22 protein-coding genes and 1 pseudogene are annotated in these 26060 nt (G+C 54.3%); 7 read left to right on the top strand and 16 right to left on the bottom strand.

The genetic code is table 11. The features are described 5' to 3' along the window. Nucleotides 1-77: 77 nt before the first annotated feature. Nucleotides 78-1850 (bottom strand): aspartate--tRNA ligase, encoded by a 1773-nt coding sequence (gene aspS, locus J4645_RS07985; RefSeq protein ID WP_001258629.1) that lies wholly within the window; start codon nt 1848-1850, stop codon nt 78-80. 324 nt (nt 1851-2174) lie between these two features. On the opposite strand from aspS, the gene J4645_RS07990 reads away from it, so the two are divergent. Genes J4645_RS07990 through cmoB form a run of 5 tightly spaced genes read left to right on the top strand, consistent with a single transcriptional unit; the run spans nt 2175 to nt 5756 of the window. Beyond that, entirely contained in the window at nt 2175-2741 is a 567-nt protein-coding gene (locus J4645_RS07990; RefSeq protein WP_000916145.1) for a hydrolase, read from the top strand. Further along, nucleotides 2738-3556, top strand: coding sequence for a DUF72 domain-containing protein (locus J4645_RS07995; protein WP_000639235.1), 819 nt, complete (start codon nt 2738-2740; stop codon nt 3554-3556). The genes J4645_RS07990 and J4645_RS07995 overlap by 4 nt, the downstream gene beginning before the upstream one ends. A 52-nt stretch (nt 3557-3608) precedes the next feature. Further along, on the top strand, nt 3609-4004 hold the full coding sequence (locus tag J4645_RS08000; protein ID WP_000252975.1) for an MAPEG family protein: 396 nt from the start codon (nt 3609-3611) through the stop codon (nt 4002-4004). A 40-nt stretch (nt 4005-4044) separates the two neighbouring features. Then, nucleotides 4045-4788 (top strand): carboxy-S-adenosyl-L-methionine synthase CmoA, encoded by a 744-nt coding sequence (gene cmoA, locus J4645_RS08005; RefSeq protein WP_000019609.1) that lies wholly within the window; start codon nt 4045-4047, stop codon nt 4786-4788. After that, a complete protein-coding gene (gene cmoB, locus J4645_RS08010) occupies nt 4785-5756 on the top strand; it encodes a tRNA 5-methoxyuridine(34)/uridine 5-oxyacetic acid(34) synthase CmoB (protein WP_000569026.1) in 972 nt (323 codons plus the stop codon). Before cmoA ends, cmoB begins: the two co-directional genes overlap by 4 nt. A 235-nt stretch (nt 5757-5991) precedes the next feature. On the opposite strand, the gene cutC is transcribed toward cmoB, so the two are convergent. Together cutC and J4645_RS08020 are read right to left on the bottom strand one after the other, a co-directional pair. Continuing rightward, complete coding sequence (gene cutC, locus J4645_RS08015) at nt 5992-6738, bottom strand: copper homeostasis protein CutC (RefSeq protein WP_001185781.1); 747 nt, start codon at nt 6736-6738, stop codon at nt 5992-5994. A gap of 19 nt (nt 6739-6757) precedes the next feature. Then, the gene (locus J4645_RS08020) at nt 6758-7327 is read right to left on the bottom strand and encodes a VOC family protein (RefSeq protein ID WP_000024794.1); all 570 of its coding nucleotides are present in this window, start codon (nt 7325-7327) and stop codon (nt 6758-6760) included. Between the two features lie 236 nt (nt 7328-7563). On the opposite strand from J4645_RS08020, the gene argS reads away from it, so the two are divergent. Together argS and mrdA are read left to right on the top strand one after the other, a co-directional pair. Further along, on the top strand, nt 7564-9297 hold the full coding sequence (argS, locus tag J4645_RS08025) for an arginine--tRNA ligase (protein WP_023137960.1): 1734 nt from the start codon (nt 7564-7566) through the stop codon (nt 9295-9297). A gap of 188 nt (nt 9298-9485) precedes the next feature. Next, nucleotides 9486-11357 carry a penicillin-binding protein 2 gene (mrdA, locus tag J4645_RS08030; RefSeq protein ID WP_023214473.1) on the top strand — a complete coding sequence of 624 codons (1872 nt, stop codon included), beginning with the start codon at nt 9486-9488 and terminating at the stop codon, nt 11355-11357. Between the two features lie 53 nt (nt 11358-11410). Here mrdA and J4645_RS08035 read toward each other — a convergent pair. The 13 genes and pseudogenes from J4645_RS08035 to motA all read right to left on the bottom strand — a co-directional run bounded on the left by J4645_RS08035 (nt 11411) and on the right by motA (nt 25985). Then, nucleotides 11411-12550: pseudogene (locus tag J4645_RS08035) on the bottom strand (glycoside hydrolase family 105 protein). 236 nt (nt 12551-12786) lie between these two features. Beyond that, nucleotides 12787-13179, bottom strand: coding sequence for a flagellar protein FlhE (gene flhe / locus J4645_RS08040; protein WP_001233619.1), 393 nt, complete (start codon nt 13177-13179; stop codon nt 12787-12789). Beyond that, the gene (flhA, locus tag J4645_RS08045; RefSeq protein ID WP_000002386.1) at nt 13179-15257 is read right to left on the bottom strand and encodes a flagellar biosynthesis protein FlhA; all 2079 of its coding nucleotides are present in this window, start codon (nt 15255-15257) and stop codon (nt 13179-13181) included. The genes flhe and flhA overlap by 1 nt, the downstream gene beginning before the upstream one ends. Further along, complete coding sequence (gene flhB, locus J4645_RS08050) at nt 15250-16401, bottom strand: flagellar biosynthesis protein FlhB (protein WP_000797084.1); 1152 nt, start codon at nt 16399-16401, stop codon at nt 15250-15252. Before flhB ends, flhA begins: the two co-directional genes overlap by 8 nt. A 193-nt stretch (nt 16402-16594) precedes the next feature. After that, on the bottom strand, nt 16595-17239 hold the full coding sequence (gene cheZ / locus J4645_RS08055) for a protein phosphatase CheZ (RefSeq protein WP_000983586.1): 645 nt from the start codon (nt 17237-17239) through the stop codon (nt 16595-16597). Between the two features lie 10 nt (nt 17240-17249). Further along, nucleotides 17250-17639 carry a chemotaxis response regulator CheY gene (cheY, locus tag J4645_RS08060; RefSeq protein WP_000763861.1) on the bottom strand — a complete coding sequence of 130 codons (390 nt, stop codon included), beginning with the start codon at nt 17637-17639 and terminating at the stop codon, nt 17250-17252. A gap of 17 nt (nt 17640-17656) precedes the next feature. Then, nucleotides 17657-18706 (bottom strand): protein-glutamate methylesterase/protein glutamine deamidase, encoded by a 1050-nt coding sequence (gene cheB, locus J4645_RS08065; protein ID WP_000036389.1) that lies wholly within the window; start codon nt 18704-18706, stop codon nt 17657-17659. Continuing rightward, nucleotides 18703-19569: a protein-glutamate O-methyltransferase CheR gene (gene cheR / locus J4645_RS08070; protein ID WP_000204362.1), complete on the bottom strand. Its 867-nt coding sequence runs from the start codon at nt 19567-19569 to the stop codon at nt 18703-18705. The genes cheB and cheR overlap by 4 nt, the downstream gene beginning before the upstream one ends. A 160-nt stretch (nt 19570-19729) precedes the next feature. Beyond that, the gene (tar, locus tag J4645_RS08075) at nt 19730-21391 is read right to left on the bottom strand and encodes a methyl-accepting chemotaxis protein II (RefSeq protein ID WP_023214476.1); all 1662 of its coding nucleotides are present in this window, start codon (nt 21389-21391) and stop codon (nt 19730-19732) included. A 236-nt stretch (nt 21392-21627) separates the two neighbouring features. Further along, nucleotides 21628-22131 (bottom strand): chemotaxis protein CheW, encoded by a 504-nt coding sequence (gene cheW, locus J4645_RS08080; RefSeq protein ID WP_000147295.1) that lies wholly within the window; start codon nt 22129-22131, stop codon nt 21628-21630. A 20-nt stretch (nt 22132-22151) separates the two neighbouring features. Further along, a complete protein-coding gene (cheA, locus tag J4645_RS08085) occupies nt 22152-24167 on the bottom strand; it encodes a chemotaxis protein CheA (protein ID WP_023137485.1) in 2016 nt (671 codons plus the stop codon). Nucleotides 24168-24171: 4 nt separating this feature from the next. After that, the gene (gene motB / locus J4645_RS08090; protein WP_000795653.1) at nt 24172-25101 is read right to left on the bottom strand and encodes a flagellar motor protein MotB; all 930 of its coding nucleotides are present in this window, start codon (nt 25099-25101) and stop codon (nt 24172-24174) included. Further along, the gene (gene motA / locus J4645_RS08095) at nt 25098-25985 is read right to left on the bottom strand and encodes a flagellar motor stator protein MotA (RefSeq protein ID WP_000906312.1); all 888 of its coding nucleotides are present in this window, start codon (nt 25983-25985) and stop codon (nt 25098-25100) included. The genes motB and motA overlap by 4 nt, the downstream gene beginning before the upstream one ends. Between the last annotated feature and the right edge of the window lie 75 nt (nt 25986-26060).

Genomic DNA, 26060 nt, shown 5'->3' on the forward strand with positions numbered 1-26060 from the left:
GACGCCGCGCATTGATGAGACTCCCCCTTGCGGGCCGCCGCGATATCACGCGAATGATGTCGTGTACATTGTTCATATCAGTTATTCTCGGCTTTCTTCACAACCTGAATCCCTAACTCCGTCAACGCTGCCTGGTTGGCGAAACTCGGCGCTTCGGTCATCAGACACGCGGCGGCGGTCGTTTTCGGGAAGGCGATAACATCACGAATATTGTCGGTGCCGGTCAACAGCATGGTCAGACGGTCCAGACCAAACGCCAGGCCCGCATGCGGCGGCGTACCGTATTTCAACGCATCCAACAGGAAGCCGAACTTTTCGCGCTGCTCCTGCTCATTGATACCGAGAATACCAAATACGGTTTGCTGCATTTCACCGTTGTGAATACGCACCGAACCGCCGCCCACTTCATAGCCGTTAATCACCATATCGTAAGCGTTAGCGACGGCTTCTTCCGGCGCAGTTTTCAGTTCAGACGCCGTCATGTCACGCGGGGCGGTGAACGGATGGTGCATCGCGGTCAGACCGCCTTCGCCGTCGTCTTCGAACATCGGGAAGTCAATCACCCACAGCGGCGCCCATTTGTCTTCGTCGGTCAGGCTCAGGTCTTTGCCCAGTTTCAGACGCAGCGCGCCCAGCGCATCGGCAACCACTTTTTTGTTATCTGCGCCGAAGAAGATCATGTCGCCGTCCTGCGCGCCGGTACGTTCAAGGATAGCGTCGACGATGTCGGCGGTCAGGAACTTGGCCACCGGACTGTTAATCCCGTCCAGACCTTTCGCGCGCTCGTTAACTTTGATATACGCCAGGCCTTTCGCGCCGTAGATCTTAACAAAGTTACCGTAATCGTCGATCTGCTTACGGCTAAGCTGTGCGCCGCCAGGCACACGCAGCGCTGCCACGCGGCCTTTCGGATCGTTAGCCGGGCCCGCGAAGACCGCGAACTCTACCGATTTCAGCAGGTCAGCGACATCCACCAGTTCCATCGGGTTACGCAGGTCTGGTTTGTCGGAACCGTAACGACGTTCCGCTTCGGCAAACGTCATTACCGGGAAATCCCCCAGATCCACGCCTTTCACTTCCAGCCACAAATGGCGCACCAGCGCTTCCATCACTTCGCGCACCTGTGGCGCGGTCATAAAGGAGGTCTCGACGTCGATCTGAGTAAACTCCGGCTGACGGTCAGCACGTAAGTCTTCATCACGGAAGCATTTTACGATCTGATAGTAGCGGTCGAAGCCGGACATCATCAGGAGCTGTTTGAACAGCTGCGGCGACTGCGGCAGCGCGTAGAATTTACCTTTGTGCACGCGCGAAGGCACCAGATAGTCGCGCGCGCCTTCCGGCGTGGCTTTGGTCAGCATCGGCGTTTCAATATCAAGGAAACCGTGATCGTCCATAAAACGACGCACCAGGCTGGTAATTTTGGCGCGGGTTTTCAGGCGCTGCGCCATTTCCGGACGACGCAAATCCAGATAGCGGTACTTGAGACGCGCCTCTTCGGTATTAACGTGGTTAGCGTCAAGCGGCAGTGAGTCTGCGCGGTTGATGATAGTGAGAGAGGACGCCAGCACTTCAATTTCGCCGGTCGCCATATCCGCATTGACGTTTTTCGCGTCACGCGCACGCACGGTGCCCGTAACCTGAATGCAGAACTCATTACGCAGTTCAGAGGCCAGCTTTAACGCGTCCGCACGATCCGGATCGAAGAACACCTGCACAATACCTTCGCGGTCGCGCATATCGATAAAGATCAGGCTGCCAAGATCACGACGACGGTTGACCCAACCACACAGAGTCACCTGCTGCCCCACGTGGGACAGACGTAGCTGTCCGCAATATTCTGTACGCATGAGATATCCCTTAACTTAGCCGCAGGCGGATTGTTGCCTGCCATGCAGGCGACGAAGTCGCAGCTTTAGCTGTATGTCACAACTGGATGAAAAAAGGCGGCTATTATACTGGAAATTCTGCCGCACGATAAGAGTCAATCCAGCATGGGAGCGATAACTTGCCCGTTTCATGCGGTATCGACACTTGGTTCATACTGACTGTACCCGGGTTTTTCACGCGGGTATTGCGTATGCTCACAAAAATTAACAATATTTGTCGCCGCTTTCCTCTTTAATCGCGCTTAAGGTGTAGTGAAATCCGCTATTTTTAGGAGAGTGATTATCATGCTGAAACTCAACGCGACCACAACCGCCCTGGTGGTTATTGATTTACAGGAAGGAATTCTTCCGTTTGCCGGCGGCCCGTATACGGCAAATGAGGTGGTCGCCCGCGCCGCGCGGCTGGCGGAAAAGTGTCGCGCCAACGGCTCACCCGTGGTTATGGTACGCGTCGGATGGTCTGATGATTATGCCGAAGCGTTAAAACAGCCGGTGGATGCCGCAACGCCTGCGCACGCATTGCCGGAAAACTGGTGGACCTGGCCTACGGCATTGGGTAAAAAGGACAGCGATCTGGAAGTGACTAAACGCCAGTGGGGCGCGTTTTACGGCACCGACCTGGAATTACAGCTTCGCCGCCGGGGTATCGACACCATCATATTGTGCGGGATCTCAACCAATATCGGCGTCGAATCCACAGCGCGTAACGCCTGGGAGTTGGGATTTAACCTTATTATTGCCGAAGATGCCTGTAGCGCCGCCAGCAGTGAGCAGCATCAGAGCAGTATGACGCATATTTTCCCGCGCATTAGCCGGGTAAGCAGCGTAGAGGATATTTTAAACGCCTTATGATCTACATTGGCTTGCCGCAATGGTCGCACCCGAAATGGGCGCGGCTCGGCATCACCAGTCTGGAAGAGTATGCCCGCCACTTTAACTGCGTGGAGGGCAACACCACGCTTTACGCGCTACCGAAAGCGGAAATTGTCGATCGCTGGTATGCGCAAACTACGGACGATTTCCGTTTTTGCTTTAAATTTCCCGCCACCATTTCTCACCAGGCCGCGCTGCGCCATTGCGACGATCTGGTACAGGCGTTTTTTACCCGGCTGGAGCCGCTAGAAACGCGTATTGGCCAATACTGGCTGCAGTTGCCCGCCGCCTTTGGACCGCGCGATCTCCCCGCCTTATGGCAGTTTCTTGATGCGCTCCCCGCCACGTTTACCTATGGCGTAGAAGTTCGTCATCCGTGTTTTTTTGACAAAGGTGAGGATGAACAGCGGCTCAATCGCGGGTTACACGCGCGCGGCGTAAACCGCGTGATCCTGGATAGTCGTCCGGTACATGCCGCCCATCCCCACAGCGAGGCCGTCCGCGACGCGCAGCGAAAAAAACCCAAAGTCCCGGTACATGCGGTCGTGACGGCCAGCCACCCGATGGTACGTTTTATCGGTAGCGACAATATGGCGCAAAACCGTGAGTTTTTCGCCGCCTGGTTGCAGAAACTCCCGCAGTGGCGGCAGACCACCACGCCTTTTCTGTTTTTACATACTCCGGATATCGCGCAGGCGCCGGAACTGGTGAATACGCTTTGGCATGATTTACGCAGCGTCTTACCGGAAATCGGCACTGCTCCGTCCATTCCACAGCAATCTTCTCTTTTCTGAAAATGCCCCCTATCATAGACAGTGCCATCAGCCATTTTAAAAGGGAGTTTGTATGGTAAGCGCGCTGTATGCCGTTTTGGGTGCGTTATTATTAATGAAGTTCTCTTTTAATGTCGTTCGCTTGCGAATGCAGTACCGTGTCGCCTATGGCGACGGCGGTTTTAGCGAATTGCAAAGCGCCATCCGTATTCATGGCAACGCGGTGGAATATATTCCTGTCGCGCTGGTGCTACTGCTGTTTATGGAAATGAACGGCGCCGAAACGTGGATGGTGCATATCTGCGGCATCATTTTAATCGCCGGTCGGCTGATGCATTATTACGGTTTTCACCACCGCCTGTTCCGCTGGCGGCGGGCGGGGATGAGCGCGACCTGGTGCGCATTGTTGCTGATGGTGCTGGCAAACCTGTGGTATATGCCCTGGGAGTTGGTTTTCTCCCTGTATTAGCGCACAATATGCGCCTTTATTTTTCCCGGATGTATACGTTATGTCTCACCGCGACACGCTTTTTTCTGCGCCTATCGCCCGTCTCGGCGACTGGACTTTTGATGAACGAGTAGCCGAAGTTTTTCCCGACATGATTCAGCGTTCGGTACCAGGCTACTCCAACATCATCTCCATGATTGGCATGTTGGCTGAACGCTTTGTGCAGCCGAACACGCAGGTCTACGATCTGGGCTGCTCGCTGGGCGCCGCGACGCTGTCTGTTCGGCGTAATATCCGCCATGAGCATTGTCGCATTATCGCCGTCGATAACTCCCCGGCCATGATTGAACGCTGCCGCCGCCATATTGATGCATATAAAGCGCCAACGCCGGTTGAAGTTGTTGAAGGCGATATCCGCGATATCACTATTGAAAACGCCTCGATGGTGGTGCTGAATTTTACCCTGCAATTCCTTGAACCTGCCGAACGCCAGGCATTGCTGGATAAGATTTACCTGGGGTTGAATCCCGGCGGCGCGCTGGTACTGTCGGAAAAATTTAGCTTTGAAGACGCGAAAGTGGGCGAGCTGTTATTCAACATGCACCACGATTTTAAACGCGCTAATGGGTACAGCGAACTGGAGATCAGCCAGAAGCGCAGTATGCTGGAAAACGTGATGCTCACCGACTCGGTGGAAACACATAAAGCGCGCCTGCGTCAGGCGGGTTTCGAACACAGCGAACTGTGGTTCCAGTGCTTTAATTTCGGGTCGCTTGTCGCGTTAAAAGCCGGAGTTGCCGCATGATCGAGTTTGGTAACTTTTATCAGCTCATTGCTAAAAATCACCTCTCCCACTGGCTGGAAACATTGCCCGCGCAGATTGCCGCCTGGCAACGCGAGCAGCAGCATGGCTTGTTTAAACAGTGGTCGAACGCGGTAGAATTTTTACCGGAAATTACGCCCTGGCGGCTGGATTTACTGCACAGCGTCACGGCGGAAAGCGAAACGCCGCTCAGCGAAGGTCAGCTAAAGCGTATTGATACATTGCTGCGTAATCTGATGCCGTGGCGTAAAGGCCCGTTCTCGCTTTATGGCGTAGATATTGATACCGAATGGCGCTCCGACTGGAAGTGGGATCGCGTACTGCCGCATCTGTCAGATTTAACCGGCCGGACGATCCTTGATGTCGGCTGCGGCAGCGGCTATCACCTGTGGCGGATGATTGGCGCAGGCGCACATCTGGCGGTCGGCATCGATCCTACGCAGCTTTTCCTCTGCCAGTTTGAGGCGGTGCGTAAACTGTTAGGTAACGATCAGCGCGCGCATCTGCTGCCGTTGGGCATTGAACAACTCCCGGCGCTGAAAGCATTTGATACCGTCTTCTCGATGGGGGTGCTTTATCACCGTCGCTCGCCGCTGGAGCATCTGTGGCAGTTAAAAGATCAGTTGGTCAACGAGGGTGAACTGGTACTGGAAACGCTGGTCGTCGACGGCGACGAAAATACCGTTTTGGTGCCGGGTGACCGCTACGCGCAGATGCGTAACGTCTATTTTATTCCTTCCGCGCCGGCATTAAAAAAATGGCTGGAAAAATGCGGCTTTATTGACGTGCGTATCGCCGATGTCTGCGTCACTACCACCGAAGAGCAACGCCGTACCGAATGGATGGTTACCGAGTCGCTGGCCGATTTCCTTGACCCGAACGATCGCAGCAAGACGGTGGAAGGCTATCCCGCCCCGCAGCGCGCGGTGCTGATTGCGCGTAAACCGTGATGGATTGCCGAATGACCGTTACGTATAGCACCGTTTCTCCAAAATAGTTCAAGTTGCAGCAAGGCGGCAACGCAGCAAATCCCCGGGAACGTAGGTAGCTACGTGACCGGGGTGCGCGAGGCGGCCAACGCTGCTGCGGCTTGAAATATGAAGGAGAAAAAAAGGCCCCTGTTGAATTGGCAGGGGCCTGGTACGAGCAAGCATCATATTGGGCGACATGATGCAACGGTAAAAATCATTTGGCCTGATGGCGAACAATGATTCCTTTCATTTCAGCGACCGCCGCACCCTCTACCCTATAGCGAGAATACTCGTCCGCCTGTATATCGGCAGACATCGATAACCCCTGGTTGCGATAGCGCATCGGCGAAGGCAGTAAGACTCCGGCGGAACTGTGTACTTCCCGTACTCCGGCATCGAGGAAATTCTGCAGGTTATTTGCACGAACCCCCGCACCAGCCATAATGATTGGAGCATCCCCCTGGGCAATAAGTTCCATAATTATTGATAAACCTTGCGCCGCATCGGCTTTTTGCCCGGAAGTCAGTACTCTTGATACGCCTGCGTCAGCCAGATTCTTTAGCGCATTGAAGGGATTAGCGCACATATCGAAGGCGCGGTGGAATGTCACTGCCAGCGGTCCGGCCGCCGCCATTATTTTTTCCATTCGCGACATATCGACATCCCCATCAACGGTCAACACGCCAGTAACCAGCCCGGGAAACCCCAACTCTCTGACGAGGCGGATATCTTCCAGCATGGCGGCAAATTCGCCGTCAGTGTAGTAAAAATCCCCGCCACGAGGACGAATAATCGGATGTACGGGAATCGTAATATGCTCGCGCACGCTGCGTAAGACGCCCAGCGAAGGCGTAAGCCCGCCTTCTTTCGGCGCGGCGCACAGTTCGATACGATCCGCGCCGTTTCGCTGCGCGGTGAGCGCGCATTCCATGCTGTAACAACAGATCTCAAGTAACGCCATATTCACTCCGCTCGGCAGGTTAATGGGCCGCCTGTTCGCTGGCGACAATCGCTTCAATCGACCATGGATGAAATTTTACCGTGATGCGGCCATCGGTCACGGCCAGCGTAGGGTTTGGCAAACGTTCATGCTCGCCCTGTGGCGAACTGGTTTTAACCACGATCCCCGGCTGACTAAGCCCCTCATCCGACAACAACGCCAGCGCCCGCGCGTTCAAGGTCTCCGGCTCGCCGGGCAGCACGATTTCAATATGCTCCCACCCTTCGTGTGGATAGCGTTTTTCTCCCGGCCACGGTAATTCAATAACAGAAAACCGCCAGTGTTCCACACATACCGGTTCATGCAGTTTAAACAGACAAATCGGCCTGCCGTTGATGATATTTTCCGACAGTAGCTCGCCGCATTGTTCAAAACCGCGACGCCAACGCTCCGCCGTCGTATTCTGGTGACAGCGCAATGAAATGTGATCGGCCTCAAGGGCGCTAATCTGCAGACCAAGGCGAGTGGAAAGTTCTCTGAACGCCAGAGTGAATCGCGGTAAATCTGCGGAAATATCATGCAGTTCATCAATGTGTTGCCAGTTCGCCATATCAGGACGCTCTTCTTGCTGTGAAAACCGCTAATTTACGCTGTTGCGCCCCGGCAACCAACCTTTGATTTGATTGGGCGTTTATTGAATGCTTATGCAGATTATTGTTGCGTATATTTCAGGCGACGCGCCGCGCGCGCAATGCTGACGCCAACGGGCATTTGCAGTATACTCCCGCCCTAATTCTTAAACTGGCGCGGGCAATACAGTCCGCTTCATAAACGTAAGGTATTCCGGTGAATATTCAGGCTCTTCTCTCAGAAAAAGTTAGTCAGGCCATGATTGCTGCAGGCGCGCCTGCAGATTGCGAGCCCCAGGTTCGTCAGTCAGCCAAAGTTCAGTTCGGCGACTATCAGGCCAACGGCATGATGGCAGTTGCGAAAAAACTGGGTATGGCCCCCCGACAACTTGCAGAGCAGGTGCTGACTCATCTGGATCTCAGCGGCATCGCCAGCAAGGTTGAAATCGCCGGCCCTGGCTTTATCAATATTTTCCTCGAACCGGCTTTTCTCGCTGAACAGGTGCAGCAGGCGCTGGCCTCCGATCGTCTGGGCGTTTCTCAGCCGACTCGCCAGACGATTGTCGTTGACTACTCCGCGCCCAACGTCGCGAAAGAGATGCACGTTGGTCATCTACGCTCCACGATTATCGGCGATGCGGCTGTGCGCACGCTGGAGTTTCTGGGCCATCATGTTATTCGCGCTAACCACGTCGGCGACTGGGGCACCCAGTTCGGTATGCTGATCGCCTGGCTGGAAAAACAGCAGCAGGAAAACGCGGGCGACATGGCGCTGGCGGATCTTGAAGGATTTTACCGCGATGCGAAAAAGCATTATGACGAAGATGAAGCGTTTGCCGAGCGCGCGCGTAACTACGTCGTCAAATTGCAGAGCGGTGATGCCTATTTCCGTGAGATGTGGCGTAAGCTGGTTGATATCACGATGACGCAAAACCAGATCACTTATGATCGTCTGAACGTCACTTTGACTCGTGACGATGTGATGGGCGAAAGTCTGTATAATCCGATGCTGCCGGGCATCGTCGCCGATCTGAAAGCCAAAGGCCTGGCGGTTGAAAGCGAAGGCGCAACGGTGGTTTTCCTTGATGAGTTTAAAAACAAGGAAGGCGACCCGATGGGCGTCATTATTCAGAAGAAAGATGGCGGTTATTTGTATACCACTACCGATATCGCCTGCGCCAAATACCGTTACGAAACGCTGCACGCCGACCGCGTGCTCTACTACATTGACTCCCGTCAGCACCAGCACCTGATGCAAGCCTGGACTATTGTGCGCAAAGCCGGTTATGTACCGGATTCCGTTCCGCTGGAACACCACATGTTCGGCATGATGTTGGGTAAAGACGGTAAACCGTTTAAAACTCGCGCGGGCGGTACGGTGAAACTGGCGGACCTGCTGGATGAGGCGCTGGAGCGCGCGCGTCGTCTGGTGGCGGAGAAGAACCCGAATATGCCGGCTGACGAGCTGGAAAAACTGGCTAACGCCGTCGGTATTGGCGCGGTGAAATACGCCGATCTGTCAAAAAACCGCACCACTGACTATATCTTCGACTGGGATAATATGTTGGCTTTCGAAGGCAATACCGCTCCTTATATGCAGTATGCCTATACGCGTGTGCTGTCTGTTTTCCGTAAAGCGGACATCGACGAGCAGGCGCTGGCGAGCGCGCCGGTTATCATTAGCGAAGATCGCGAAGCGCAACTCGCTGCCCGTCTGCTGCAGTTTGAAGAAACCCTGACGGTGGTCGCGCGTGAAGGTACGCCGCACGTCATGTGCGCGTATCTGTATGACGTCGCCGGGCTGTTCTCCGGCTTCTACGAGCACTGCCCTATTCTCAGCGCCGAGAATGACGCGGTTCGCAATAGCCGCCTAAAACTGGCGCAACTGACGGCGAAGACGCTGAAACTGGGTCTGGATACGTTGGGTATCGAAACCGTAGAACGCATGTAAACGCGCCGTCGTTAACATCATCAGGCCTGACTCCGGGTAACGGACTCAGGCCTTTTTATTGCCACAGCGGTATATCTGTAACAAATCACAAGGAATGACACATTTCTATAGAGAGATGGAACATCTTTTACCTGTGCTGGCGCTGACCGCCCCGTATCATTAGGCGGCGGATTGTTCAGGTACAGGTAATGACTTTTAAAGACTTTGATGCGGAAGAGAAACTCTTCCTGAGACGTGTGATTGTGGCGTTTGGTGTAGTGGTTGTCTGCTTTGGTATCCTGATCTTCAACCTCTATAACTTGCAAATCCGTCAGCACCACTACTACACCACCCGTTCGAATGAGAACGATATCAAGATGCTACCCGTCGCGCCCACGCGCGGCATTATTTACGATCGCAACGGCATTCCGCTGGTGCGTAACGTAACCTGGTATGATATCGCGGTTACGCCCTATAAAATTGCCGATATGGATGCGCTGCTAAAACAGCTCACCCCTATTGTTGATCTCTCCCCCGATGATATCGCCGACTTTCGCCATGCGCTAAAATCCAGTAGCCGCTATCGTCCGGTGGTGCTCAAAAACGCGCTAACGGATGTTGAAATCGCACGCTTTGCGGTCAATCAGTTTCATTTCAACGGCGTCACGATCAATAGCTATCAGGATCGGCAGTATCCTTACGGCGCGGAGCTGGCGCATGTTCTCGGTTACGTGTCAAAGATAAACGATAACGACCTTAAAGCGCTGGATAAAAAAGGGCTGGCAGAGAATTACGCGGCGGACCATAACATCGGTAAACAGGGGATTGAGCGTTACTACGAAAACGATCTTCATGGCAAAACCGGTTATCAGGAGGTCGAGGTGGATAATCACGGGCGTATTGTCCGCCTGCTGAAAGACGTTCCTCCCATCGCGGGTAAGAATATTCACCTGACGCTGGATCTCCATTTACAAGAGTACATTGAAAGTTTGCTGGCCGGGCAGCGTGCTGCCGTACTGGTTGAAGATCCGCACGATGGTTCAGTGCTGGCGATGGTATCTATGCCCAGCTACGACCCGAACCCCTTTGTAAAAGGCATTAGCTATCAGGATTACGGCAAACTGCTGCACGATAAAAATCTGCCGCTGATCAACCGCGTGACGCAAGGGCTTTATCCCCCGGCGTCAACGGTTAAACCCTATATGGCGATGTCCGCGCTGTTATGCGGGATTATTACTCCGCAAACCACCTTCTTTGGCGCGCCAACCTGGACGCTTCCCGGCACGCAGCGGCATTACCGGGACTGGAAAAAAACCGGACACGGTATGCTGGATGTCACTAAAGCGATTGAGGAATCTGCGGATACCTTTTTCTATCAGGTCGCTTATATGATGGGTATTGACCGTATCGACACGATGTTGTCTCAGTTCGGCTATGGCAAACCGACGGGCATCGACCTAAATGAAGAGTATGACGGGCTGCTTCCCAGCCGCGCATGGAAACAGCGGGTCCATAAAAAAGCCTGGTATCAGGGCGATACCATCTCTGTCGGCATCGGCCAGGGTTACTGGATTGCCACCCCCATCCAGATGGTAAAAGCGATGGTGGCGCTCATCAACAACGGTAAGGTGATTGCCCCTCACCTGTTACTCAATGAAGAGAGCGGCAAAACGGTGGTTCCGTATCGCCCTTCAGGAACACCGGCACAGATAGCCGATCCGGCGTCGCCATACTGGGGACTGGTGCGTCAGGCGATGTATGGCATGGCGAATGCACCCAACGGAACGGGCTATAAGTTCTTTCACACAGCGCCCTACGGCATTGCGGCCAAAAGCGGCACGTCGCAGGTATTTAGCCTGAAAGAAAATCAGACCTACAACGCGAAAATGATCCCCATTCGCCTGCGCGATCATGTGTTTTATACCGCTTTTGCACCGTATAAAAACCCTAAGGTCGCTATTGCCTTGATTCTGGAAAACGGCGGAAGCGACGGCGTTACCGCCGCGCCCATCATGCGAAAAATCCTTGACCACCTGTTTGATCCACAGGCTGATACCACGCAGCCAGGTCAGGTGCCATAGTCAAATAAGCAAAGCGCCATCAGACAAGGATACGCCCGGAATATCCGCATACATCAGAAATAGTTACGCAGATATTCCGTCAAACACAGCATTGCCATCGCCTGCCCGTAAGGCATAGAGGTCAACGGAATGTGACGGTAAAAATCGAGATCGTGGCCCATGCCAGTGCCAAATGACGTTTGCAGCAGTTCGCCTTCCGGCGAGATATGTTTCACTATCCCCCGAATAGCTTGTTCCGCCACCTGCGCATAGTGCCGTTCGACATAGCGTTTGCGCACCGCTTTAAGAATACCGTAGGCAAAACCCGCCGTCGCCGACGCCTCAAGATAAGAGTGCGGATCGTCAAGCAGCGTATGCCACAAACCGCTTTCATCCTGACATTTCGCCAGCGCGGCGATCTGCGCATTCAGTACCTGGATCAGGTAACGGCGCACGGCATTATTTTCCGGCAAGTCCAGCAGTTCAAGAAAATCCGGGATCACAATGGTCAGCCAACTGTTGCCGCGCGCCCAGCGAGCGTTAGCGAAGTTATGATGACCGTCATAGCTCCAGCCGTGGAACCACAGCCCCGTCTCTTTATCCATCAAATTCTGCACGTGTAGCAGGAACTGATAGGTTGCCTCTTCCACATATTCCGGCCGGTTCAGCAGCTTACCGATTTTCGCCAGCGGCAGCACCGTCATCATTAGCGTGTCGTCCCACATCTGCTGATGATTTTCCTCCGCCAGCGTGATGTGCTGCATTCCGCCGTGATCGGTACGGGGCATTTAATTCATCGCCCATTCGGCCCACGTTTCCAGCCACGGTAAATACGCTGGATTACGCGTCTCTTCATAGCGATACGCCAGCGTTAAAAATGGCGCCATCGTATTAACGTTTTTCGTCGTCGCGCCTTCCGCAAAACGATCGGCAAACCAGTCATCAATGATCTTACGCATCGTCTGGTCGCCGGTCTGTTGGTAATAGTGATACATTCCGTACAGGCCCACGCCGTGCGTCCACTCCCATCCGGCCCAGCCTTTAGTATCGATCACGCGTCCGTCGTCCAGTCGCAATAAAAATTCGCCTGTCTCATCTTTAATATTGACCAGGTTATGCGTCACCTTTTGCACCAGGGCTTTTAGTTCATCTCTGGCGATAAAATGCTCAGGCTGACGCAATAGCGGACTGTGTTTGACTGGATAAACCATCATTTGCTTAACCTCTGTGTAATGTCGAATTCAGTGCTGCGTGCAGTTTTACCGCCGACGCAGTCGATTCGCTACAGTAAAAGCTAAGCTGGGCGGAAACCTTTTTGTTTCTGCCATTGCCAGAGCGTAAATGGCAAAAACGCAAAGAGTCCGGCAATCTACCTCACCATTTTATAAAACGGCGTTTCTATTTATTCAAAAAGAGAGTCAGGTCTGCTACCTGGCAAAGAAAGGGGCGGTTAGCGGTAGTTCACAATCACCTGATTGCTCCGCACTTTTAACGCCGGGATAAGTCGGCCGCCGCCGGGGACTTCCCAGACAAAGCGGAGCGGCTCGACTGCGGGAACATGAGCAAAACCGTGGGTCGTGCCACTCTGACCATCAAGTTCTACGCAACGGGACTGGGAACATAAACGTACCCGTAAGCCCGCGGGGGTCGGGCCATTCAGTTCATAACGCCAGGCGACCAACGTCATCACACCGGAAACCGGCTGACGCGCCGACAATGGCGAAGACGATGCGGAAACGCCCCGGTAATTTAAGGTTACGCCCATACCGCTATCCTGCCACGCGCCTTCGCCTGCGGCCTGAACCGTCAGGGGAAAGAGCAACAACGCCAGCCATTTACGCATTATTTTCCTCCAATGGTCGCCGTCATGCGGATATGACGGTTATCGGAAAGCTCAAGGTTCGACAACACCACCAGCTGCGGTAAACTGCGCCGCAAAAAGCGGGACAATAATGGACGTAGCGCATGGTTAACCAGCAATACCGGCGGCGCGCCAAGCATTTCCTGGCGAGAAAGCGCCTCTTGCGTCTGCGCCAGCAGGCGATCCGCCAACCCCGGCTCAAGTCCACCGCCGCCCTGCAATGCCTGAAGCAGCAAACGCTCCAGCGCGGTATCCAGGCCAATCACCTGCACTTCTTCATTACCGGGGAACCACTGTTGCGTAATCGCTCGTCCTAATGCCACGCGTACCACGGCGGTTAATTCATGCGGATCGCTTTGTAACGGCGCATGTTCCGCCAGCGTTTCCAGAATGGTGCGCATATCGCGAATCGGGACTTTTTCCGCCAGTAAGTTTTGCAGGACTTTATGTAAAGTCGTGAGGGTCACGACGCCGGGGACCAGATCTTCCGTGAGTTTAGGCATCTCCTGAGAGACACGATCCAACAGTTGCTGCGCTTCCTGGCGGCCAAACAGTTCGGCGGAGAATTGGCCAATCAAGTGGTTAAGGTGCGTCGCCACAACGGTACTGGCTTCAACAACGGTAAAGCCCTGAATTTGCGCCTGCTCTTTCAGGGCGCTTTCAATCCAGATGGCATCAAGGCCAAAAGCTGGATCGACGGTTTTCTCGCCCGGTAGCGTTCCCGCCGCCGTGCCAGGGTTAATAGCCAGCCAGCGTCCCGGATAGGCGTCCCCGCTGCCAATCTCTACCCCTTTCATCAAAATACGGTAGCGCGCAGGCTGTAAATCCATATTGTCGCGAATATGGACAACCGGCGGCAGGAACCCCATATCCTGAGCGAATTTTTTACGAATACTGCGAATACGTCCGAGCAATTCGCCATCCTGTTGAAAATCCACCATCGGGATCAGGCGGTAGCCCACTTCCATGCCCAGTGAATCCTCAAGCTGTACGTCATTCCAGGTGGCTTCGACCACCGAGTTATTTTCCGGCATTTTTACCGGCTGCGGCTCCTCCGGCGCTTTTTCTTCACGCCCGCGCAGCCACCATGCCAGGCCGAGCAAAGCGGCGGTAAAGAGTAAAAATACCAGGTTAGGCATTCCTGGCACCATGCCAAGCAGCCCCAGCACCGCCGCCGCCAGCAGCATCACCCTTGGATTACTGAACAGTTGGCCAACCATCTGCTCGCCTACATCCTGATCGGTACTGACGCGGGTCACAATGACGCCCGCCGCCGTGGAGATAACCAGCGCCGGGATCTGGGCGACCAGGCCGTCGCCAATGGTCAGCAGGGTGTAGCTTTCCGCCGCGCTGCCTATGCTCATTCCGTGCTGCAATACGCCGACCAGCAGCCCGCCTACCACGTTAATGACCATGATGAGAATACCGGCGATGGCGTCGCCGCGCACAAATTTACTTGCCCCGTCCATCGAGCCGTAGAAATCGGCTTCCTGAGTGACTTCCGAACGCCGTTTTTTGGCCTCGTCTTCACCAATCAGACCGGCATTAAGATCGGCGTCAATCGCCATTTGCTTGCCGGGCATACCGTCCAGCACAAAGCGCGCGCCGACTTCGGCAATACGTCCGGCGCCTTTGGTGATGACCATGAAGTTGATAATGACGAGGATGATAAAAACCACAATCCCGATCGCGAAGTTACCGCCGACCAGGAAATGACCAAACGCCTCCACCACCTTTCCCGCCGCCGCCGCGCCGGTATGCCCTTCCATCAAAATAATGCGCGTTGAGGCTACGTTAAGCGCCAGACGCAGTAGCGTGGTAAACAGCAGAATGGTCGGAAACGCGGCAAAATCCAGAGTACGCTGGGTAAACATCGCCACCAGCAGCACCATAATCGATAGCGCAATATTAAAGGTAAACAATAAGTCGAGGATAAAAGCAGGTAGCGGCAGCACCATCATCGACAAAATCAGCAGAATGAGGATCGGCCCGGCAAGAATTTGCCATTGCGTCGATTTCAGGTTGCTGGGCAGGCGCAGCATCGCGACCAGATTAGCCATCAGTATTCTTCTCGTTCATAAAATCCAGCGCTTCTGGCACCGGAAGGTTCTCAGGTTGTGGAGGACGTTGCCCGCCCGCAAGCCGCCAGCGTTTAAGCTGCCAGACCCAGGCCAACACTTCCGCAACGGCAGCATATAACTGCCCGGGAATTTGCTGACCGATTTCGGCGTGGCGATATAATGCCCGCGCCAGCGGCGGCGCTTCTAAAGTGGGAACCCGATGTTCAGCGCCGATCTCGCGAATGCGCAGCGCTATTAATCCAGCCCCCTTCGCGACCACTTTCGGCGCGCTCATTTTGTTTTCGTCATACTGCAGCGCCACGGAATAGTGTGTCGGGTTAGTGACAATGACGTCCGCTTTCGGCACATCTTCCATCATGCGGCGCTGCGCGGCGGCGCGTTGCATCTGGCGAATTTTGCCCTTAACATGCGGATCGCCTTCGCTCTCTTTAAATTCGTCACGAATGTCCTGCCGCGACATGCGTAATTTTTTCAGGTGGCTAAAGATCTGGAAAAACACGTCAAATCCCACCATCGGAATCACGCCCAGTACCACCAGTAACGCGCAGAGTCCAACCAGATCCAGCGCATTCCCCATTGCGACGATCGGTGACTCCGCCATCAGGCGCATCATTTGCGGCCAGTTATGCCAGAGATAAAAGCCGGTAACGCAGCCGACCAGCGTGGATTTCAACACCGCTTTTAGCAGTTCCGCGCCGGTCTGCGCCGAAAACATGCGCTTAATTCCCGGCAGCGGGTTTAATTTAGAAAATTTTGGCTGTAGCGACTTACCGCTAAAAATCAGGCCGCCAAGCATAACCGGCGAGATAAGCGCCACCAGCACCACGCCCGCGATGAGCGGTAGCAGTGCCATCATCGCCGCTTTAATCAGCAAAATTATCTGCCCCAGGATCAGGTTAGGATCGTTCACCATACGGTGATCGAAGTGCAGGCCTGCTGAGAGCATTCCCGCCAGTTGCCGCGCTAACGACTCGCCGCCGAACCAAATAATACAAACGCCCACCAGCAATATCAGCAGTGAGGTCAGTTCTCTGGAACGGGGGATCTGCCCTTCTTCCCGCGCTTTTTCAAGTCGGTGGGGTGTGGGGGCTTCTGTTTTGTCGTCGTCGCTCTCTTCTGCCACGCAGCAAACCCTGGATAGATTGATAAGCGAGAATGATGCCAGAACCGCTTTACGTCAATGGGCAGAGTAAGCGGTAAAAAAGGCGGGGTTTATGGCGTTAATAGAGATAGCCGGATACGATAAGAAAGTCTCGTATCCGGCCTGGTTGACGGATTCGGACCCGATAAGCGCAGCGCCATCAGGTCAAAAAAGCTTAAAAGCCAAGACTGTCCAGCAGGTCGTCCACCTGATCCTGACTGGCGACAACGCCAGCTTTCGAGGTATCCACCTGCGGGCCGTTGAGTAAGCTTTCGTTCTCGCGTTTTGGTCGCGCGCTCTGTTCCGGGATGTTTTCCAGCAGCACCATTAACAACTGGCGTTCAATCTCCTGAATCACGTCCATCATGCGTTTGATCACCTGACCCGTCAGATCCTGGAAATCCTGCGCCATCATGATGTCCAGCAGTTGCGCGTTAGTAAAGCTGGTATGGCCCGGGACATCCCTGAGAAACTGGCGCGTATCCGTCACCAGTTCACGGGCGTCGGAAAGCTCGATCGGATTGTCAAACCACTCGTCCCAACGTTGGGTTAGCGCTTTCGCCTCTTTTTCCATCGCATCCTGATGCGGCTGCGAGGCTTCGACACTGTTTAGCGCGCGTTCCGCCGCCTGCGCCGTCATCTGGACGACGTAATCCAGACGGTCGCGCGCATCAGGGATCGCCTCCGCCGCTTCGGCAATCGCCTGGTCCAGTCCCAGTTCACGCAGGCTGTCGCGCAGCATTCGGGTCAGACTACCGATGCGCGCAATGATGTCTCCTGCTGAGCCTTCATCAGCAGGCTTGATAGATGGTTGCATCATCATCGCATCCTCACATGCCCAGTTTCTCAAAGATTTTGTTGAGCTTCTCTTCCAGAGTCGCTGCGGTGAACGGTTTTACGACATAACCGCTGGCGCCAGCCTGTGCGGCGGCGATAATATTCTCTTTCTTGGCTTCCGCCGTGACCATCAACACGGGTAACGCCGACATGGCGCTATCGGCGCGAATGGTTTTCAGTAGCTCAAGGCCATCCATGTTCGGCATGTTCCAGTCGGAGATAATAAAACCAAAGCCGCCCGCCTGGAGCTTGTTCAGCGCATCGACGCCGTCTTCGGCCTCTTCCACATTGTTAAATCCAAGCTCTTTTAAGAGGTTGCGCACGATACGACGCATGGTCGAAAAGTCATCCACAACCAAAAATTTAAGCTCTTTATCCGCCATAAAATACTACTCCTGGTTCAAATACGTATCGCCTGTCCGGCACTGATTTTCGCCAACATCTGCTGGCTTACCTGGCTAAGATCGACCACTTCGCTTACGCCACCCATATTGATGGCCTCGCGCGGCATGCCGAACACCACACAACTTGCTTCGTTTTGCGCAATGGTCCAGGCGCCAGCCTGGTACATCGCTAACATTCCAGCGGCGCCATCGTTGCCCATCCCCGTAAGAATGACGCCTACGGCGTTGCGCCCCGCGTGTTTCGCCACCGAATGAAACAGCACATCCACGGAAGGCCGATGCCGGTTTACCGGCGGGCCATCATGAATTTTGATTTGATAATTCGCCCCGCTACGCGCCAGCTCCATATGCTTGTCGCCGGGCGCAATGTAGGCATGACCTGGCAATACGCGTTCGCCGTCCTCGGCCTCCTTCACGCTGATTTGACAGAGTTTATTCAGGCGCTCGGCAAACGAGCGGGTAAAGCCAGGCGGCATATGCTGCGTAATAATCACTGCCGGACTGGAAAGCGGCAGCGGTTGCAGCACATGTCGGATAGCTTCAGTACCGCCCGTTGAAGCGCCGATAGCAATCAGTTTTTCCGAACTGAGCAGCGGACCGGCTTTTAAGGTTGCCGGGGCCGCCATCGGTTTATGTGCGGCGATGCGGGCCCGCGCGGCGGTACGCACTTTTTCGGCAATCATCTCGCTATACGCCAGCATACCTTCACGAATGCCAAGCTGCGGTTTGGTGACAAAATCGATGGCCCCCAACTCCAGCGCCCGTAGCGTCACTTCGGAACCTTTCCCGGTCAGCGAAGAGACCATCACCACCGGCATCGGTCGCAGGCGCATCAGTTTTTCCAGAAAATCGAGGCCGTCCATACGCGGCATCTCAACGTCCAGGGTCAATACGTCCGGATTAAATTTTTTGATGAGATCCCTGGCGACCAACGGGTCCGGCGCAGTCGCCACCATCTCCATATCGCTATGGCTATTAATAATTTCAGTCATGATTTGGCGCATTAACGCGGAATCATCAACTGACAATACCCTGATTTTACTCATGCTTTATCCTTACTTAGCGCATACACCGTCTGTCCGCGCAGGCTAAACTCGCGCACGAGGTTGCTAAAGTTTTCTGAGTGACCGGCAAACAACAGTCCGTCAGGTTTAAGGAGTGGAACAAAACGGCGCAGAATGTCCTCCTGAGTCGTTTTATCAAAATAGATCATGACGTTACGGCAAAAAATCGCGTCAAAGGGACCGGGTACGTTGTACTGCTTTTCCAACAAATTAACGGAGGAAAATTCAACATAATTGGCCAGTTCCTGACGCACGCGCACCAGTCCTTCATGAGGCCCCGTACCGCGCATGAAGTAACGTTGTAGCTGCTGCGGCGATAACGTTTTCAGTTCGCTGAGGCGATAAATACCGCTTCTCGCTTTTTCCAGCACTTCAGTATCAATATCGCTGGCGAATACTTTCCAGCGACCGGGGGCCATCCCTAACGCATCCGCCAGCGTAATGGCGATACTGTAAGGTTCTTCTCCTGTCGATGCCGCCGCACTCCAGACGCGGTACTCGCCGTGGCGGCGACGCGCATGTTCCGCAAGGATGGGAAAATGGTGCGCCTCGCGAAAAAAAGCGGTCAGGTTGGTAGTCAGAGCGTTGATAAAAGCCTGCCACTCAGCGCTGTTTTGATTAGCCTCCAGCATACTGAGATAACGGCCAAAATCATCCAGTCCCAGGGCACGCAGCCGACGGACCAGGCGGTTATAAACCATATCCCGCTTATGGTCGGCCAGCACGATCCCTGCGCGCTGGTAGATTAATTGACATATCCGACGAAAATGCGCGTCGGACAGCGCGAGGCGCTGTGTCATCTGTAACAATACTGACGTTTGCCCGGAGGGCAGAGATGATGTCATAGCGCCTTCTTAATCACATTCAAAGTACAACGGGCGCGCCCTGCGGCAGCGCCATGCTTCCCGTATTACACATTTTTTGCTTTTATCTATGCGAACCAGACGAAAGGGATCGGCGGGTTCGCAAATTAATCGATAACCGACAGCACACAGCGCACGTCGATCAGAAGGTTTCCCAGTTCGCATCATCCCCGGCGGCTAAGGGCCGCGGCGTATTGCCGGACTGAGCGTCCACTGATAAACGCATCTCAGGTTTATTTACCGCCAGCGGTCGCGATGCCAGGCGGAAAGCCGATACCGCCTGGGTCAGACGGCTGGCCTGCTCTTCCAGCGCGGCGGCGGCCGCTGCGGACTCCTGAACCAGCGAGGCGTTCTGTTGCGTTACGCGATCCATTTCGGAAACGGCCAAAGCGACCTGATCGATACCCCGGCTTTGCTCATCCGAAGCGGAGGCGATTTCGCCCATGATATCCGTGACGCGCGTAACGGCATTGACGATGTCAGTCATGGTTTCCCCGGCGCTTTCCACCAGCACTGAACCGGTATCGACACGCGAGACGGAATCTTCAATCAACGCTTTTATTTCTTTCGCCGCCTGGGCGCTGCGGCTGGCCAGATTACGCACCTCGCCTGCCACGACCGCAAAACCGCGCCCCTGCTCTCCCGCGCGCGCCGCTTCTACCGCCGCGTTCAGCGCCAGAATGTTAGTCTGGAAGGCAATACCGTCGATAACGCTGATAATGTCAGCGATTTTTTTCGAACTGTCGGCAATTTCGTGCATAGTGTTTACTACGCCGTCGACCACTTTGCCGCCATGACGCGCGGTCTCGGAGGCGCTTTGCGCCAGTTGGGAAGCCTGACGGGCGTTATCGGCGTTTTGCTTCACGGTGGCCGTCAGTTGTTCCATGCTGGCCGCCGTCTCCTCCAGAGCGGAGGCCTGCTGTTCGGTACGGGAAGAGAGGTCGGTATTACCGACGGCAATTTCACTGGTGCCGGAATAAATCGCATCCGAACCTTCACGAACCTGCGTCACGGTGTCAATCAGCGAGCGTTGCATATGTTCAACCGTTCCCGCCAGTTCGCCAATTTCATTACGTCCTGAGACGGTGAGCGTTTTCGTCAGATCGCCGCTGGCAATTTCACGGATATGAGTAATCACTCGCGCTAATGGGTTAAGCAGGGCATGACGAATGCCGAACCAAACCACCATCAAAATCAGCACCAGCACGACCGCAAGAACCCCCAGTTGCCATTGCGCAAAACGGTAGTCATGAGCGCTTTGATCAAATGTCTGGCGGTACAGGTTTTCGCTCACCCGGGCGTAATTGCCCAGCGCCTCGCCCAACGCGTTTTGCATTCCCTGGGTTGGCTGGGCGAAGTAGGCATCCATATTGCCATTGTCCAGAAACTGAATAAGTTCGGTTAATGCGGCCTGATAGCGCTGATATTTTTCATCGACGTTCGCGCTGGCCTCCGCCATCGCTGGCAATGGCGTCATGTTTTTGAAATTGGCGTAGTGCGCCGCCGCCTGTGCGAGGGTCGTTTTTGCATTCTGGAGTAAATCCGTTTTGCCGCTGCTCTGCTGGTTAGAAGCGTCCATCATCATGCGTGCGGCGGAGCGGCTCAGGTTAATGCGCGTTTGCAGCATTAAGTCCCATGTCGACGTGAGTTCGCTTTGTTGCTGACGTAATTCGTTAGAAATAACAAAACCTTGCTGGTTATGCTGTAATGAAGAAAACAGCAAACCACCGGAAACAAGCTGTAGCAGTGCGAAAACCCCCAGCACCATCATCAGCATTGTGACAACGCGGATACGGTTAAACATAAGGCACCTTCCTGATAACGAGTTATCAACGTTATCGGCACCTGTGGTGATAACTTTACTTTTGCAAAAAGGAAATACGCTGTTCCGGAAGACGATATTGACAATAACAGCGTCGCAGCGGCGATGTCGGCGCAAAATGCAGGGGCTGGGCGCGGGCGATGAAGAGGAACTCTCACCGCTGGCGGAAGCATAACGGTTAGGATTGCCGGATGGCGCGACGCCATCCGGCAACGTTATTACGCGACGTGTGATGCTGCGATATCCAGCAGCGCCATCTCTTCGCTGTTAAGCAGTTTTTCGATATTCACCAGAATCAGCATACGCTCGCCGAGCGCGCCCAATCCCGTCAAATATTCTGTTGACAAGGTCACGGCAAATTCTGGCGCCGGACGGATTTGTTCCGCCGTTAACGACAGTACGTCAGACACGCCGTCTACCACTATCCCGACGACGCGTTGCCCCAGATTCAGTACGATCACTACCGTATTGTCATCATACTCAACGTCGCCTTCACAGAATTTCACGCGCAGATCGACAATGGGTACAATCACACCGCGCAGGTTAGTCACCCCTTTTATAAAGGCCGGTGTATTGGCGATACGCGTCACCTGGTCATAGCCACGGATCTCCTGCACTTTCAGGATATCGATGCCGTACTCTTCATTTCCCAGTGTAAACACCAGGAATTCCTGACCTGACGGCTCGCCGGCCAGTTTGCTTACATTACTCATACCGGTCATATTATTCCCTTCTCACTCAATCAGGCGGCTGTGATCGCCATACGTTGTTCGCGGTTTAAACCCTGCAATGCGGAAACATCAACAATCAGCGCGACGCTGCCGTCGCCCAGGATCGTCGCGGCGGAAATCCCCGGTACCTTGCGATAATTGCTTTCCAGATTTTTGACCACCACCTGGTGCTGACCGATGAGCTGATCGACCAGCAGCGCGTAACGGCGTCCCGCGCTTTGCAGGATCACAACAATGCCCTGCGTGGCTTCGGTTTTCGCCCCGTCCACGTCAAACACTTTCCACAATTCGACCAGCGGCAAATACTCGCCGCGAACTTCCAGAACCCGTTCGCCGCCCGCCAGCGGATGAAGATCCTCTTCACGCGGTTGCAGCGACTCCATCACCGCATTTAACGGCAGGATAAAAACTTCCCCCGCCACGCGAACCGACATCCCATCGAGGATGGCCAGCGTCAACGGCAGCAGAATACGAATCGTGGTGCCGGAGCCTTGTTTTGACTGGATCTCAACGTGACCGCCCATCTCCTGAATGTTACGTTTCACCACATCCATGCCAACGCCGCGACCGGAGACATCCGTGACCTGTTCCGCAGTTGAGAATCCCGGCGCGAAGATCAACATGCCTACTTCATCGTCGGTCATGTTTTCATTCACCGCCATCCCCTGCGACATGGCCTTCGCCAGGATACGCTCACGGTTAAGCCCCGCGCCGTCATCGGTCACTTCAATACAAATATTCCCGCCCTGATGTTCTGCGGAAAGGATCAGATTGCCGACAACATTTTTCCCCGCCTCAAGGCGTTTTTCTGGCATTTCAATCCCGTGGTCGAGACTGTTGCGCACCAGGTGCGTTAGCGGGTCGATAATGCGTTCGATCAGGCTTTTATCAAGTTCAGTGGAACTCCCCACCAGCGTCAACTCTACCTGCTTGCCCAGTTTGCCCGCTAAATCGCGTACCAGACGCGGGAAACGGCTGAAGACATACTCCATAGGCATCATGCGAATCGACATCACCGACTCTTGTAAGTCGCGGGCGTTACGTTGTAACTGCCCCATACTGGTAATGAGATCGCCGTGGTTTACCGGGTCCAGCTCGTTAGAACGCTGGGCCAACATTGACTGGGTAATCACTAACTCGCCGACCAGGTTTATGAGCTGATCCACTTTCTCTACCGCCACGCGAATACTGGTGGACTCGCGTTCACGCGCAGGTTTTTCACGCCCTGCATGATGTTCATGCGCCGCGCTTTTGGCGGCTGGCGCAACGACTGCCGGAGGCGCTACCGGTGCTACCTCGGTTTTCTCTTGCGCTTTTTCCACGGGCGCGGCGACCACTTTTTCAAAAGCGATCTGATCGGCCTCGATGACAAAACAGAGCACCGCGACAATGTCATCTTCCGCGACGCTGCCATCCAGAGTTGCCGACAGTGAATCCGTTCCCTTAACGACATCCGTCAGAGTAGCCAGATTGCCCAACTCTTCTTCAAGCAGATCGACCTCATTGGCTTTCAACCGTGAAAGTACAATGCGCAGTTTACTCTCGTCACGAGGCGATTCGGTTTCGGCTACGCTCTCTTCCTGGATCGCCGCGCTTAGTGCCGCGGTTTCTACGACCGCCGGCGTGGTTTCGCCTTTCGCCTCCAGCGCCAACTGGCGTAGCGCATTGCAGATATATTCGAAGCTTGCGGCATCCGGCTCTTCGGAGTTTTTATAGGCGTCGAGCTGTTCCTGCATAATATCTTTCGTTTCCAAAAACAGGTTGATAATGTCGGTATTGAGCTGCATTTCACCGCGTCGGGCTTCATCCAGCAGGTTTTCCATTAAATGTGTGGTTTCCTGCAGAATAGTGAAGCCGAATGTGCCCGCGCCGCCTTTAATGGAGTGCGCCGCGCGAAAAATGGCGTTCAGTTGTTCAGCGTCCGGGGATTCCGGCACCAAATCCAGCAGATGCTGCTCCATATCAGCCAACAGCTCGTCAGCTTCATCAAAAAATGTCTGATAAAAATCGCTAATATCCATGCTCACGCTATCACCTCGGTTCCGCTTTTGGCGATGTGGGTACGCTTGCCGGCGGGGCTGCCGCAGGCTGTTGTAATACACTTACCGGCTCATTCTGGCTTTCAGCGTTTTCATGCAAAATGGCCTGTTCCGCCTGTTTGTTTAACACCAGCAGGCTTATACGGCGGTTGATGGCGTCATCAGGACCGCGATCGCTCAGCCGCATCGTGGCGGCCATGCCAACCACCCGTAATACTTTTCCGTTATCCAGCCCGCCAGCGACCAGTTCGCGACGCGAGGCATTGGCGCGATCGGCGGATAACTCCCAGTTGCTATAGCCTTTTTCGCCGTTCGCGTAGGGAAAGTCATCGGTATGGCCGGCCAGGCTAATGCGATTAGGTATACCGTTTAACACTGGCGCAATCGCACGCAGGATATCGCGCATATACGGCTCAACTTCGGCGCTGCCGGTTTTAAACATCGGGCGGTTCTGGCTGTCGATAATCTGGATGCGCAACCCCTCCTGAACCAAATCAATTTTCAGATGCGGACGTAACGCGCGCAGTTTGGGATCGGATTCGATCAGTTGATCCAGATCGCCGCGCAGTTTGTTTAAGCGACTCTGCTCCATCCGTTTTTTCAGCTCGTCGATATTCGGCTGCTTTTCCACTTCACCCTGCTGTTGGGTGTAATCATCGCCGCCGCCTGGTATCGGGCTCTCGCTATTGGCAATCCGGTTCCCCCCCGTTACCGCGGTGGCCAACGGCGTACGAAAATATTCGGCAATCTGAATTAATTCTTTAGGGCTGGAGATGGAAATCAGCCACATCACCAGAAAAAAAGCCATCATCGCCGTCATAAAATCGGCGTAGGCAATTTTCCAGGAACCGTGCGCCCCGCCGCCGTGCGGTTTGTGCCTGCGGCGTTTTACGACGACAATGGGATGAGCCTGATTTTTCATGCTTCCTCAGTCGTCTGCTGCTGGTTTGGGTTTCTCACTGCGCGAACATGTTCTTCCAACTCAATAAACGATGGACGCTCACTGGAATAAAGCGTTTTACGACCAAATTCCACGGCAATCGGCGGCGCATAGCCGTTCAGATTAGACAGCAGTGTAATTTTTACGCACTGCATCATCTTGGTGGTTTCGGCGCTCTTCTGGCGCAAAACGGTCGCTAACGGTGAAATGAATCCATAAGCCAGTAAAATACCGAGGAACGTACCTACCATGGCATGGGCAATCAGCGCCCCCAACTCCGCTGCCGGACGATCGGCTGAAGCCAGAGCGTGAACCACCCCCATTACCGCCGCGACGATACCAAAGGCAGGCAGCGAATCCCCCACCATCGCCAGGCTGTTGGCCGGGACTTCCGCCTCGCTTTCATGGGTTTCAATCTCTTCATCCATCAACGCTTCAATTTCGAACGTATTCATGTTGCCGCTGATGATCAGGCGCAGATAATCGACAATAAAATCAAGCATTACCGCATCGGCCAGAATACGCGGATAACTGGCGAAGATTTCACTCTCTTTCGGATTTTCAATATCGCGTTCAAGGGAGAACATCCCCTGCTGGCGTGATTTGGCCATCAGGCGATAGAGCAACGCCAGCAAATCCATGTACATAGATTTCGTGTATTTCGAACGACGAAATAACAACGGGATCGCTTTCATCGTGCCTTTGATGGCCTTCCCGTTGTTGCCGACAATGAACGCCCCTATCCCCGCGCCGCCAATGATGACCAGTTCAGCAGGTTGATAGAGTGCCCCAAGGTGTCCGCCGGTCATGACATAACCGCCGAAAACTGTACCGATAACCACCAGGTAACCTAATAAGATAAGCACGACATCATCCTTCCGCTGTTGACTATGACAGGATGCGCAGTCGGGCGATTAACGCGAAGGCAAGGCAAAAAAAAG

It is taken from the genome of Salmonella sp. 32082101201600294FB01SM01, assembly GCF_017572865.1.
Lineage (GTDB): Bacteria > Pseudomonadota > Gammaproteobacteria > Enterobacterales > Enterobacteriaceae > Salmonella > Salmonella enterica.

Excerpts from the sequence above, each read along its gene's own strand:
- aspS (WP_001258629.1), bottom strand. The coding sequence starts at position 1,850 with ATGCGTACAGAATATTGCGGACAGCTACGTCTGTCCCACGTGGGGCAG.
- J4645_RS07990 (WP_000916145.1), top strand. The coding sequence starts at position 2,175 with ATGCTGAAACTCAACGCGACCACAACCGCCCTGGTGGTTATTGATTTA.
- J4645_RS07995 (WP_000639235.1), top strand. The coding sequence starts at position 2,738 with ATGATCTACATTGGCTTGCCGCAATGGTCGCACCCGAAATGGGCGCGG.
- J4645_RS08000 (WP_000252975.1), top strand. The coding sequence starts at position 3,609 with ATGGTAAGCGCGCTGTATGCCGTTTTGGGTGCGTTATTATTAATGAAG.
- cmoA (WP_000019609.1), top strand. The coding sequence starts at position 4,045 with ATGTCTCACCGCGACACGCTTTTTTCTGCGCCTATCGCCCGTCTCGGC.
- cmoB (WP_000569026.1), top strand. The coding sequence starts at position 4,785 with ATGATCGAGTTTGGTAACTTTTATCAGCTCATTGCTAAAAATCACCTC.
- cutC (WP_001185781.1), bottom strand. The coding sequence starts at position 6,738 with ATGGCGTTACTTGAGATCTGTTGTTACAGCATGGAATGCGCGCTCACC.
- J4645_RS08020 (WP_000024794.1), bottom strand. The coding sequence starts at position 7,327 with ATGGCGAACTGGCAACACATTGATGAACTGCATGATATTTCCGCAGAT.
- mrdA (WP_023214473.1), top strand. The coding sequence starts at position 9,486 with ATGACTTTTAAAGACTTTGATGCGGAAGAGAAACTCTTCCTGAGACGT.
- flhe (WP_001233619.1), bottom strand. The coding sequence starts at position 13,179 with ATGCGTAAATGGCTGGCGTTGTTGCTCTTTCCCCTGACGGTTCAGGCC.
- flhA (WP_000002386.1), bottom strand. The coding sequence starts at position 15,257 with ATGGCTAATCTGGTCGCGATGCTGCGCCTGCCCAGCAACCTGAAATCG.
- cheZ (WP_000983586.1), bottom strand. The coding sequence starts at position 17,239 with ATGATGCAACCATCTATCAAGCCTGCTGATGAAGGCTCAGCAGGAGAC.
- cheY (WP_000763861.1), bottom strand. The coding sequence starts at position 17,639 with ATGGCGGATAAAGAGCTTAAATTTTTGGTTGTGGATGACTTTTCGACC.
- cheB (WP_000036389.1), bottom strand. The coding sequence starts at position 18,706 with ATGAGTAAAATCAGGGTATTGTCAGTTGATGATTCCGCGTTAATGCGC.
- cheR (WP_000204362.1), bottom strand. The coding sequence starts at position 19,569 with ATGACATCATCTCTGCCCTCCGGGCAAACGTCAGTATTGTTACAGATG.
- tar (WP_023214476.1), bottom strand. The coding sequence starts at position 21,391 with ATGTTTAACCGTATCCGCGTTGTCACAATGCTGATGATGGTGCTGGGG.
- cheW (WP_000147295.1), bottom strand. The coding sequence starts at position 22,131 with ATGACCGGTATGAGTAATGTAAGCAAACTGGCCGGCGAGCCGTCAGGT.
- motB (WP_000795653.1), bottom strand. The coding sequence starts at position 25,101 with ATGAAAAATCAGGCTCATCCCATTGTCGTCGTAAAACGCCGCAGGCAC.